The following is a 12811-nucleotide window of genomic DNA, read 5'->3' on the forward strand; positions in this document are numbered from 1 at the left end:
GCCGGCGGACGCCGAGCCGCGAACGGGACCGGCCCGTCCCGGCCTCTGCCCGCTCCGGCCGGGTCGGCACCACCGCGCATCCGGAGGCCCACCGCCTCACCACGCGCACGGACCTGTCCGACACCCTGCTGGGCCCGCGGAACTACACCCCGCGGCGGATCGGACTCCTCGCCGTCGTCGCCATCATCCTGCTCGTCACCGTGTCGTTCCCGCTGCGCAATCACTACCAGTTCCTGCGCGACGAGAAGACCGTGGCGCAGGAGCGGGCTGCGCTCGAGGCGACGATCGCCGAGCTCGAGGCCGAGGAGCAGATGCTCTCGGACCCGGCGTACATCGAGCAGCAGGCCCGCATCCGCTTTGGCGCCGTGAAGCCGGGGGAGACCCCGTACCGCGTGTCCATGGTCGACCCGATCGAGCAGGCCGTGGCCGAGCAGAAGGCGGCCGAGCTGGCGGCGCAGCCGTGGCAGACGCGGGTGTGGAACTCCATCGCAGAGCCCGCCGACCCGATCATGCCGGAGGACTCGGCGGTGCTCGAGGGCACGTCCATCCCCGGCGGCCCCGGCACCCCGCCGGTGCCGGTCGTGCCCGGCGTGCCCGGCGCCGACGACCCCGCCGCCCCCATCCCGGGCGGCGTCCAAGATCAATCACAGGAGGACCCCCCAGCGTGAGCGCCGAGCAAAGCGTGACCAGCGAAGACCTCGACGCGATCCAGGCCCAGCTGGGTCGGCCGCCGCGGGGCGTGCTGGAGGTGTCCTACCGCAGCCCCGACGGCCAGCCCGGGGTGGTCAAGACCGCCCCGCGGTTGGAGGACGGCACCCCGTTCCCCACGCTGTACTACCTCACCGATCCGCGGCTCACCGCCGAGGCGAGTCGGCAGGAGTCCGCGGGGATCATGAGGGGGATGACGACGAGGTTGGCCCAGGAGCCCGAACTGGCCGCCAACTACGTGCAGGCGCACGAGCGGTTCCTCGCCAAGCGCAACGAGATCGAGGACCTGGGCACGGACTTCAGCGGTGGCGGGATGCCCGAGCGCGTGAAGTGCCTGCACGTGCTCATGGCGTACGCGCTCGCGGAGGGGCCGGGCGTGGTCTGGCTGGGCGACGAGTCCGTGGCGCTGGCCTGCGAGGCCGGGCTGCGCGGCACGGCGCTGCCGGAGGACTGGCCGACCCCCGAGGAGCTGGGTGTGCCCGACTACCTCGCGATGGACGAGCAGTGACCGCGCCCGGCGTCGCTGATCCAGTTCGTGTCGGCGCGGTCGACTGCGGCACCAACTCCATCCGCTTGCTGGTCGCCGAGGGCATCCCCGGCGAGGCCGGGCTGGTGGACGTCACACGGGAGATGCGGATCATCCGACTCGGCGAGGGCGTCGACGCGACCGGGCGGCTCTCTGATGGCGCTCTCTCTAGGTGCCGCACCGCGCTGACCGACTACGCGGCCACGATGGCTGAGCTGGGTGTGCAGTCGGTGCGGATGGTCGCCACTTCCGCCACCCGCGATGCCCGCAACAAGGACGAGTTCTTTGGCATGACCGCCGAGGTGCTCGGCCAGCACTTCCCGGGCGCGCAGGCGGAGGTGATCTCCGGGCAGACCGAGGCCGAGCTGACCTTCGCTGGCGGCGTGTCGGACCTGCGGCCTGAGGACGGGCCGTTCGTGGTGACCGACCTCGGCGGCGGGTCCACGGAGATCGTGGTCGGCGAGCTCGTCCGCGGCGAGGCGCAGTTACTCGGGGCCCGCAGCCTCGACGTGGGCTGCGTGCGGCTCACCGAGCGGGTGCTCCATTTGGACCCGCCCACGGCCGCCGAGATTGCCGAGGCGCGGGCCGTGATCGCCGATGCGCTGGCAGAGGCCGGCGACGTGCCGGTGGGCCGCGCTGCCCGCTGGGTGGGCGTGGCCGGCACCTTCACGACGCTCTCGGCGTTGGCGCAGGGGCTGGGGGAGTACGACCCCGAGCGGATCCACGGCAGCGTCATCTCGCTGGAGCGGATGCGCGAGGTGTGCGACCGCCTGGTGGCCTCCACGGAGTCCGAGCGCCGCAGCTTGGGGCCCATGCACCCGGGCCGCGCGGACGTGATCGGCGGGGGCGCGATCGTGGTGCAGGCGCTGTGTGATGTGATGGCAGAGCGCGCGGGGTTGTCCGAACTCACGGTGAGTGAGAAGGACATCTTGGACGGCATCGCGATGTCGGGGTTGACCCGGTTGGCCGGCTAGTCCGGCCCCTGGCGCCCTCCGCGCCACCCGGCCCCGCCCCGGCGGGCCGGCAAGCCCCCATAGCCCAATTGGCAGAGGCAGACGGCTTAAAACCGTTTCAGTGTCGGTTCGAGTCCGACTGGGGGCACGCTTTGAGCGATAAGCCATTCACTCGTCCGCGTTCCCGGCCGAAACTATCAGCGACTTCCTTCGTGGACGTCCTCGGATCGCTCCTCACCTAGGGCACCACAGGTATGGATCTTGTTCGGTGACACTCCGGCTTAACTCTAGGCTGAATCGGCGGACACTCAAGTTCTGGAGCTATTAATATCCCGGGATCCGATCACGGCAGCTAGCTGGCATCGTGCGTACGATCAGCAAAAGACTTGTGCCTTACACCAATATCCGCCTTAGGCTTGTTAGCGTCTCTCTAGCGGAAGATATTGACTCCACGAGGATATCGTCGGACGGCAATTGGATCTGTAGACTCTCGATTGTTCCCATCGTTAAAGTTGCAGAACCAGTCTTGTTCGATGCTAGCGCTTTCAGGCGAGCCTCCGCTTGCTGGGCCACTAAGTGAAGATTGATGCCTTCGCGCTTCGGTTTGAGAACGGCAGCGTGGTGATTTGCGGCGAATTTTCCGTCTTCAACCACTTGCATGGCCCCAGAAGAACCATCTACTGAAAGAACAATTGCAGGACCGTTAAAGACGGTTACCGGCTTTCCTTTAGACGTAGTTGCGTCTTCGTTAATTGTCTGTGACGGCTTAGAGACGCCGCCACCGTAAACCGGAATACCATCAGGGTCGTAGCCTTCATATATCGCGGCTTCAGTCAAATTAGTGTTCCCCTTTTTGATAGTGAATAGGTTCTGCAGCTCGTACGAATCCGACTCGGCATCTGAAAGAAAAACTGGGACTGAGAGAAGGTCGCCAAGCTCGTTTAGTACTGGTACATCATCGGCGCGCGACTCAACTTTGCCTTGGGCCCGATAAACCAGACGTGTTGCTCGGCTCACAAACTCTTGCGCTGATACGCCCGCTGCCCGCGGGGTAAGGTAACTGTCGGGTAGAAGCTCGATGCCCGAACCTCTATCGGCGCCCCAGCGAAGCATATTGTCTCGAAGCTCCTGGAAGGAGAATCGACCATAGTGTTCTGGATCACCATTTTCGTGGATCAGTGCATCTACGATTCGACTTGGACGGAGTGAGCCGTCCGAGTCAAGCCACGGCGAAAGGTCGTCGTGACACCAGGAACCGTCGGATGCCTTCCGCTTTGTGGGAAACCGCTTGTCGCTGTTCGCGAACCCATCGTTCTTCACCACGAAAAGGGAAACTCGCTCATGTTGAACTGCTCTAACTAGATCCGGCCAAGTTGTCGCCTCGAGCGGCTTCGGCCTCTTGCGGAAGATAACAATTCCGGTGCGCTGAGTTGTGTACGGAGCAAAGGCGTGCTTAGGCAGTGATATTACATCCGTCACCTGAGCTCGTTTTAGTAGGTCAAACCGAGCTGAGCTAGATCTCGGATTTTCTAAAGTTCCGGTGGGGAGGACGATTAAGCCCCAGCCGCTGGAGGGCTTGAGTAAATCGATCATTCGCATGAGGAATGTTTCGTGCAGGAGGTGATGCTGCGCAGACGACCCATACGGGGGATTTGTCAGGATGAAGTCGAACTTTCGTCTACCGGGACCGCGTCGAAGAGTGGGGTCAAGGGTGTCAACACCGCCCTCGATCGCGGAGAACCCATCGCCAGCGAAGTACATATTTACGCGTGCCCTGGAGGCATTAGAAGAGCTTAGGTCGTACCCGTAAAATGACTCTTCGGCGAAGGCGCCTGCCTCCTCATCGCTGAGACTAAATGCCCTACGTATGAATCGTAGAGTTTCAGTCAAGAAGCCGCCCGTGCCGCATGCGATATCGGCAATCGACTTACCTTCGATTCCGCTGTCGAACGTGTCCACTCCAGCGCGCTTCATTACGAGGGGTACTACTCCCCCGATAATATGCCGGCCGGTGAAGTATTCGCCAAACGCCTTCTTAACCGCATCATCTCCAATTGCTTGGTAGACTTCGCCAAATATGTCTATATCTGCGCCATGAAGCAGCGGTAACGAATCGAGGAGTTCGAACATGCGCCTGAAGTGATTCTTCCCCGTGGGTATAGTTTTGAGTACCGATTCGAAGTCAAACGCAATTTCGGCTTCATTTTCGTCATGCTCACGGAACTTGAAGATGCTTCCGTAGCTTTCACGTAGGATTTGGTTTGACATACAGCGACGGACCAACTGTGCAAATCTCTCAGAGACCTGCTGGTCGATATCGGGGGCGTCGGGGACCAACGAGGGCTGTTCTGACCAAGTGCCCCATTCTTCTCTTTCGACGACCAGTCGCAGGGTCAATAGGGCCACGGTAAAGTCAATTGGTCTGCGTCCACTCTTTAGGGCTGGGATCCCGCGATACAGTCCTTTGAATTGTTCGAAAACGAGCCGGAGCCCTGCTGGCTCCAGCATCTCGGGAGGTTCGACGATGTTGCCATCCGACCTCACGCCTCGTTTAAGGGAATCTGCATCTATAAACCGGTCAACAACCGGAATTCCCCGGTCTTTCAGGGTGATCCATCTGTTATCGGCAGTTAGGTACGCGGCCTTGAGGCTTGTTCCGTCGTAGCCAACGGCCACCCGGGGCAGGTTTGGTTTACCGCGAAGCAGCTTGTGCGCACCTTCGACGTATCCCTTGGCCTCGGAAAGTGCACGATCAACGCCGGCAGCGGTGCCTTTGTTCTCCCACACGATCGTGGGATAGCGATTGAGGCTTGTCGAGATGAGGAAGTCTGGCTCGCCACTTCCCTTTCCATCTATATTTTTCGAAGGCCAAGCCATGTCGAGTTCTGGGAACCCTGACTTTCGCACCTTGGTAAGGTAGCCGAGACTGTCGAGGTATTCACGGATGCCGGACATCTCGACTTCAGCTTCTCTGAGATTCTCGTGGGTTTGAGGAAATTGTGCGTTACTCACGAATCCACCTTTCGCGACTATTCCGGTTGATTTGCGCGGCGCGCTGAAATTCTAGACATCTCCGCTTGGAGGTGGCTCTAGTCTTGATCCTACTTGGGCATTGTATTCGACAGCGATGAGGCCTATCCGTGGTAGAGCGCGACCGGAGTGAACATATTGGAGAAGGCGATGGCGAGGCCTTCGGAGGAGCCCCTGACCAGAAAAATCGTCAGGATCATGGCTGCGGGTGCCGACCCCGCAGATCCCCGTGAATCACCGGGGTTAGCCGGGGCATAGACTCCTCGACCCGCTACGCGCTGGAGCTGTTCGCCCAACTCGGCATTCAGCTGCTGCTCGTCACTCCGCTACAGAAGGTGCAGGTGATCGCGCCCTACGTGCGGTCAATCGGATACGTGGACTACGTGTAGGGCGAATATTCACGTCTAGTCGTGATGGGCACCGAGGAATACCACGAGCTGCGCCACGGTCGGTGATGGTCGCGAAGGGGCGGTTGTAGCGCTTCGCCGGTTGTGGACAACGCCGCGGCCATCAGTAGCGCCGTGTCGATCCCGGTGATCGCCGCGGGACGCATTTTGGCTAGGGCAACGGTCTATCTGCGATAGGCGTTGTTGCCTGATCAGCTCGCCCCCACTATCGCCCCGCCGCGCCCTCCTCACCCCCCACTCCTAGACTGTCCCCTCGGCGCACGACCCGCCGCGACCGACCGTCACCCACCCCGAGGAGCCCCACGTGGAGTACGCGCAGATCGAGGCGCTGCGCGAGCGGCACCCCGCCTGGCGGATGCTGCGCGCCACGCACGCGCCGCTGCTGCTCACGGTGCTGGGCCGGTTCTTCGTGGAGGAGGGCCGCGGCGCCAGCTCCGAGGGCGAGCTAGTGGCGGCGCTGGACGATCAGCTCTACGCCATCAACGCCCAGGATCCGGAGAACCCGCGGTTCCTGCGCACGGCCGCCGAGTACCTGGCGGACTGGGCCGGCCCGGAGGCGGGCTTCCTGCGCCGCTTCTACCCCCTGGGAGCCGACGAGATCCACTACGACGCCACCCCGGCCCTGGAGAAGGCCTACGCCTGGGTCCAGGGCCTGTCCGAGACCTCGTTCGTCGGCACCGAGTCGCGCCTGCAGACCGCGGTGGACCTGCTGCGCCAGATCGCCCAGGGCACCGAGTCCGACCCCGCCAAGCGACTGGACCAACTCGAGCGCCGCAAGCAGGACATCGAGCGGGAGATCGACCAGCTCCGCCAGGACCCGGACTCCGGTCTGCTGGACCGCACCGCGGTCCGCGAGCGCTACCAGCAGTTCGCCACCACCGCCCGCGAGCTGCTGGCCGACTTCCGCCAGGTGGAGGAGAACTTCCGCGCCCTGGACCGCTCGGCGCGCGAGCGCATCGCCACCTGGCAGGGCAGCAAGGGTGAGCTGCTGGCCGAGCTGGTCCACGGCCGCAGCATGATCGACTCCTCCGACCAGGGCCGCAGCTTCCAGGCGTTCTACGACCTGCTGCTGTCCACCTCGGGCCAGGAGGAGCTGTCCATGCTGCTCGAGCGCCTCACCGGCATCGACGAGCTCGGCGCGGACCGGCGCCTGCGCACGGTGCACCACGGCTGGGCGGAGGCCGCGGAGCGCACGCAGCAGACGGTCCGCAACATCTCCGAGCAGCTGCGCCGCTTCACTGACGACCAGGTGTGGCTGGAGAACCGCCGGGTATTGGACCTGGTGCGCCAGATCGAGACCTCCGCGCTGCAAGTCCGCGAGGGCGAGCTGCCGGACCTTGGGCTGGAGCTGGAGGAGACTGCCGTCGACGTCGCCCTGCCCACGGACCGTCCGCTGTTCACCGCCCGGCCCGCCGCGGAGGTCAACAGTCTGCTCGATCCTGTGGACACCGAGGAGGTCGACACCTCGGTGCTGACCGACCAGGTCGTCGTCGACCCCACCCGCCTGGCCTCCCGCATCCGGGCGCTGATCCCGGTCCGCGGCACCGCCCGCCTGGAGGACATCGTCACCATGTACCCCCTACAACACGGGGCTGCCGAGATCGTCGGCTACCTGGCGCTCAAGGACGACGACCTCGAGGTGACCACCAACGAGCACGAGGAGACCGAGCTACTGGTCTAGGAAATCGGGCGAACCAGCTTGTCCCGCACCGCCTTGGTCAATCGCACGTACTCACCGGTCTCGGGATCGTGGATCCAGGTACGAGGGCCTGCCTTCGGCAGCCCCCGGGCGGCGAGCGTCCTGGGGTCCGGCCGGTACCAGTTGGTCACCCGGATGTCTTTGACGACGTGGACGAGGTCCGGTTGTCCGGCGGACGGGACCGAGGCCAGCGCGCCACCGATGTCGGCCGCGGTAATGGGATCTGAACCCCGTAGGTTCACCGCGGCGACGGCTACCGGGCCCATAGCGCCATCCACCTCGTACAGAACGGCTAGGTCTACCTCGGGCAGATCCCCGAGTGCGTCAGCGACCTGGATCGGGTAAACGGGACCATGCTCGGTGTGGACGACCGAGCTCGCTGAGCCGAGCAGCCAGAAGTCCCCGTCCCTGTCACGCTCGAAGATGTCATTGGTCGACACCCACGTGTCGCCGGGGCGGAACACCCCACGGAGTTGGCGCACGGAAGCGTCCAATCCGAGCCTGGGCCGGGCGAGAAGTACGCCGGGTGCGTCGACCTCACTGGGTATGGCGAAGCCATCGGGGCCGGCGAGGATCGCGCCGGTGTCGGGATCGACCTCGACGAGACGCACGTCGGCGGTGCCGGGCAGTGGACGTCCGCGCGCGCCCGGCTTGGAGGTGGTGAGGTTGGCCAGGACCACATCGGACTCGGTACCGGCATAGAACTCAAGGACCCTCGTGCCCGGGTAGCGGTCCAGGACCCGCCGCCACAGCCCACGGGGCATGCCTGACCCCATGAAGAGAGAGAGTGTCGGGAGCGTCTCGCGCGGATGCACTGGCCCGCGCACCAACTCGCGCATCATCGCCCAGGTGTACGACACCACCGTCACGCCGTAGCGGCGGATCTCCTCGTCGAAGGTCACCGGATCGAAACCGCGGGAGAGCGCGATTCGGGCTCCTCCCGCCACGGCGCCGCCGACGGTGGTGAGCAGCCCCGATGGGTGGTGGAGAGGGCTGAGGCAGTAGACGGTGGACTCGGTGGTGAGTCGCGCGGCGCTGGCGGTGCCGAACGCGGACGCCGCCCACCGGTGGTTGGTGACGAGCTTGGTCTGCCACGTGCCCGTGGAGCGGGTGAAGAACACAAAGGCCAGGTCACCCCCTCGGCCGGGATTCGGCCGGTACCAGCGGGGCAACGTCACCGCCTCGGGGTCAATACGCTCGAGGTCGACGACGTCCTCGCCGAGGTCCGCGGGCAGGTCCCGCTCACCGCCACCACCGCCGAGCACGAGCGCCCGCGCTCCGGCATCGGTGACCTTGGACGCGTGCTCGGGGTCGGCGACCACGTCGGTCACGGAACTGAGCTGGAGAAGTTCGGGCAGTGACTGGGACGGGGGCAGCAGCACGGCCACGGCACCGAGACGCGACAGCGCGGCGATCGCGACCAGCGCCGAGGGCCGCGTCTCCATGACCACGCCGACGTGGTTGCCCTGGCGCACGCCGACCGTGATGAGGCCCTTGACCACGTTCGTGATCCGGGTGTCGACGGCCGAGTACGTGTGGACGCGGTCGGAGAAGAGGAAGCACGCGTCGTTCGGCTGGTTCCGGGCGCGTTCGTCGATGATCTTGGCGAACGAGATCCGGGTCGCGGGCTGGATCTGCCCCAGCCGGATGAGACGCGGTGCCGCACGCACCGCTTCGTATCCGACAGCTCGCGTCGTCCGCAGCGCGCCCAAGGCGAGCTGCCCCGCACCGCGCACCACGCCGACCCCGAGTCCAGCGGCCTGGAACGCCCCGTCCGCCGCGAGCATGATCGCTTTGGTGGGGGAGGGGTCGATGACAGTGTCGGGGTCGACCTCGGTGATGCCGTCCGGTTGAGCCCCTCGGTCTTCGATCCAGTCGACCCACTTGGCGACGGTGGGCCACGTCAGCGAGGCGGCGGTCGAGCCCACGACGAGCCCGAAGTGCCCGGCGCGGACCGAAAAATCGTAGACATCGGCCGCGGGAGCGACGGACGCGATCTTGCGGACGCCGGCCGGGACGCCGATCTCGTCGACCTCTCCGAAGACGGCGAGGACGGGGCAGGTGATGTCGGCGAGTGAGACGACGTGGTCGCCGACGACGAAGCCGCCGACCATCATCCGGTTCTGGACGATCACCTGCTGCAACATGTCGACGAGCGCCGGGCCGGACCAGGCGACGAATCCCTCGCCCCCGATGAAGCGGCGCTGCCGTTCGTGGCCGAGGAGTGCTTCGCGGTTGTGGAGCTGGCGCAGGAAGTCCACCTGCGAACGGGCGGTCTTGATCGGATCGAGCAGACGGAACGCCGTCGAGGCCAACCACCCGGGCAGTGGGCGTTCGTTGAAGACGTAGTCGGCGACGAGGCGTGCGATGGTGACGACCACCTGCTCGGGAATGCCGAGCGGGGCGTTGCCGCGCCAGTCGACGGGCGAACCGAACGTCACGATGCTCTCCAGGTCGCGTGAGCGTCGGTAGGCCGCGGCCTGGTAGCAGAACATGCCGCCCTGGCTGTACCCACCGAGATGCACCGAACGGCCGGTGGCCGCGGTGACGAGGTCGACGGCGTCGCTCACGGCTACCACGTGGTCGGTGAGAGTGCGCTCGAGACCGCCGGTCTCGAGGTCCGGGGCGCCGAAGTCGATCACCCACGGGTCCATGCCGGCCTCGTGCAGCGCGGCCACTGCGCTGGTCGAGGGGGACACGTCCCAGACCTCCGCGGAGATCATCATCGGGGGAACGAGCACAATCGGCGGCGGCGGCTCGTCCTCATCGATGTGGACGCTTCGGCCAGCGTCCCCCGCCGCCGGCGGGTAGTAGCGGCGCAGCCGGAACATCGGGCGCCGTGCGACGATCTCGAACGGAGATTGCTCTTCGTCTGTCTGAAGGCCGCCGAAACGCACGACTTCGACCGCGTTCAGGACGAACGACGTCGCTGTCTTGAGCGCGGCCGAGACGATGTCAGGGTTGGGCGGCATGGTGCTTACGAGGGTAGAGGGTGCGGCACGGGCACCGAGACGATCCAGCGGATAGCCCAGCGGGGGAACCCGCCCGCCGTGCCGACGTTGTCGTCGTCGTCCCTTTCACCCCGTCGACTACAACCCACCGCCCCACAAACTGGAACCTGTTCTCGACACCCGTCAACTCGGGCGTATCATGATCGACGTGACGACCCTCACCTCCTTCCCTCGCCTCATGTCTCCCGGCCGCATCGGCCCCATGGAGACGCCCAACCGCATCGTCCTGCCCGCCATGGACATGAACGTGTCCGAGGACGGGGAGATCGAGCAGCGGGAGATCGACCACTACGTGGCCCGCGCGGCCGGCGGCGCCGGGCTGATCATCACCGGCGCGTGTGCGATCGCGTTCCCGGTGGGTGCGGCGTCGTTGAAGGAGCCCGGGCTGTCGGATGACAAGTACATCCCGGGCCTCAAGGCGCTGGCCGACGCGGTGCACGCGGCGGGATCCAAGCTGTGCGTGCAGTCCACGCACCACGGCAAGGTCGCGCGCGTGGACATCGCCAACGACCGCCCCCTCATCGCGCCGAGCACCCCGGACTACGACTACGACTACTCCGCCCTGGCCGACAGTACGGGCGAAGAGTTGGGTCGGATGGGCGCGGCGACCGGCGGCAAGAAGACGGTGTACAAGGAGATGGACCACGCCGACATCGCGTGGCTCATCGAGACGTGGGCCGACGCCGCCGAGCGGATCGCCAAGGCCGGCGCGGACGCGATCGAGATCCACGTGGCGCACGGCTACATCCTGGGCGTGTTCCTCAACCGCCGCGACAACCTGCGCACCGATGAGTACGGCGGCGCGCTAGTCAATCGCGCACGGCTGGCGTGCGAGGTGATCGAGGCCGTCAAGAAGCGCGTGGGGGATCGGCTCGCAGTGATCGTGCGCGTGTCCGGCGAGGAGTACGGCCAGGAGGGTGGGCTGGAACAGCATGAGGCGGTCCTCGCCTCCCAGCTTTTCCAGCGCGCCGGCGCCGACGCCATCCACGTGACCGGCTGGGGCCGCAACCCCTTCGACAACTTCACCGACGGCCCCCTCCCGGACACCATCGGCGCGTACGTGGACAACGCCGCGGCCATCAAGAAGGCCGTGTCGATCCCCGTCATCGCCGTGGGCCGCATGCTCCCCGAGGTGGCGGAAAAGGCGATCGACGACGACAAGGTCGACTTCGCCGCCATGGGTCGACAGTTGCTCGCCGATCCGAACCTGCCCAACAAGTTGGCCGCCGGCACGCCGGAGCGCGTGCGCCCGTGCATCAACTGCTACCTCTGCGTGGCGGAGAACTTCTTCGATGACACCCCGTTCTGCGCGGTGAACCCGGCGCTCGGTAACGAGACCCTGCTGCCGCTGACGCCCGCACCCACGCGCGAGCACGTCGTGGTGGTGGGCGCCGGCCCCGCAGGACTTGAGTCGGCCTTGGTCCTGACCGAGCGCGGGCACCGCGTCACCGTGCTGGACAAGGCCGACCGTCTGGGCGGCACCATGTGGTTCTCCACGCTCACCACGCCTGACAACGAGCCGCTCATCCGCTTCTTCGAGGCTGAGATCAAACGACTGGGCATCGACGTGCGGTTGAACACCGAGGCCACGGTGGAGTCCATTCGTGCCCTCGGCGCCGACCGGGTGATCGTGTCCACCGGCGCCAAGCGTCCGGCTCCGTCCATCCCCGGTGGCGACCTGCCGCACGTGCACGCGGGTGACTCGCTGCGCGCCACCATGCTGGGCACTGCCACCGCCGACGAGGCCGGGGTCTTCCTCCGGACTGTCGGGCGGCTGGGCAGACTCTCGACCATCACCAAGAGGCCGGCGTGGATTCGTCGATTGACCAAGATCGCACTGCCGATGGGCAAGAACGTCGTGGTGATCGGCGGCTCGCTGGTGGGCCTGGAGCTCGCGGAGTTCCTCGCCGAGCGCGGCCGCAAGGTCACCCTCCTGCACGAGTCTCAGCAGCTCGGGTTGCCGCTGGCTATGCCGCGCCGCTGGACTGCGGTGCGCCACGCCAAGGAGCACGGCGTCGATATCCAGCGCCGGGTGAAGGTCAGCTACATCACCGAGTCGACGGTCGCCTGGACCGATGCCAAGGGCCGCGCCCAGTCCGCCCCGGCCGACATGGTCATCTACGCCGACGGCACCACCGCCGCGGCCCCGCTGGCCGACGAGCTCCGCGCCGCCGGCATCGACTGCGAGGTCATCGGCGACGCCGGCGAGGTGGGCTACATCCACGGCGCCATCCACTCGGCGTGGAAGGTTGCTGTGCAGGGCTGAGACGTGGAGGGCAGGCGCAGCCGCGGAGGTAGCCCTGCGGAGGGAACGACTCTCCAGCCCTTGTTGTCGCTCAGACACTTGCCAGATGTCGAGGCGAGAGTGCGCACGTTCGAAGGACGCACTCTGCTCTCTCCCGTTCAGCCACTGGCCCCGGGCCACGCCAGACCTTTACCGGCTCTTCGCATCTGAGCGTGGGTGAGGACGACACGCC

General features: G+C 65.9%; 7 protein-coding genes and 1 tRNA gene. 6 read left to right on the top strand and 2 right to left on the bottom strand.

Annotated elements, in window-relative coordinates:
* The 4 genes from G6023_RS13325 to G6023_RS13340 all read left to right on the top strand — a co-directional run.
* The coding region (locus G6023_RS13325; protein ID WP_182635953.1) for an FtsB family cell division protein at positions 1–668 on the top strand (668 nt) is incomplete at its 5' end.
* Positions 665–1216, top strand: a complete 552-nt coding sequence (locus G6023_RS13330; protein ID WP_182635956.1) for a DUF501 domain-containing protein — start codon at positions 665–667, stop codon at positions 1214–1216. The genes G6023_RS13325 and G6023_RS13330, both read left to right, overlap by 4 nt.
* Positions 1213–2208, top strand: coding sequence for a Ppx/GppA phosphatase family protein (locus tag G6023_RS13335; protein ID WP_182635958.1), 996 nt, complete (start codon positions 1213–1215; stop codon positions 2206–2208). The genes G6023_RS13330 and G6023_RS13335 overlap by 4 nt, the downstream gene beginning before the upstream one ends.
* Positions 2209–2261: 53 nt before the next feature.
* Positions 2262–2335 (top strand) — tRNA-Leu (locus G6023_RS13340).
* 245 nt (positions 2336–2580) lie between these two features.
* On the opposite strand, the gene G6023_RS13345 is transcribed toward G6023_RS13340, so the two are convergent.
* Complete coding sequence (locus tag G6023_RS13345) at positions 2581–5199, bottom strand: N-6 DNA methylase (protein WP_182635960.1); 2619 nt, start codon at positions 5197–5199, stop codon at positions 2581–2583.
* Positions 5200–5928: 729 nt separating this feature from the next.
* On the opposite strand from G6023_RS13345, the gene G6023_RS13350 reads away from it, so the two are divergent.
* The gene (locus G6023_RS13350) at positions 5929–7305 is read left to right on the top strand and encodes a DUF3375 domain-containing protein (RefSeq protein ID WP_182635962.1); all 1377 of its coding nucleotides are present in this window, start codon (positions 5929–5931) and stop codon (positions 7303–7305) included.
* On the opposite strand, the gene G6023_RS13355 is transcribed toward G6023_RS13350, so the two are convergent.
* Positions 7302–10295 carry an AMP-binding protein gene (locus G6023_RS13355; protein ID WP_182635964.1) on the bottom strand — a complete coding sequence of 998 codons (2994 nt, stop codon included), beginning with the start codon at positions 10293–10295 and terminating at the stop codon, positions 7302–7304. The genes G6023_RS13350 and G6023_RS13355 overlap by 4 nt on opposite strands.
* 178 nt (positions 10296–10473) lie before the next feature.
* Here G6023_RS13355 and G6023_RS13360 point away from each other — a divergent pair, with 178 nt between their 5' ends.
* Positions 10474–12600: an FAD-dependent oxidoreductase gene (locus G6023_RS13360; protein ID WP_182635966.1), complete on the top strand. Its 2127-nt coding sequence runs from the start codon at positions 10474–10476 to the stop codon at positions 12598–12600.
* The last annotated feature ends 211 nt before the right edge of the window (positions 12601–12811 follow it).

Origin of the sequence: Dietzia sp. DQ11-71 (genome assembly GCF_014144995.1) — a bacterium.
GTDB lineage: Bacteria > Actinomycetota > Actinomycetes > Mycobacteriales > Mycobacteriaceae > Dietzia > Dietzia kunjamensis.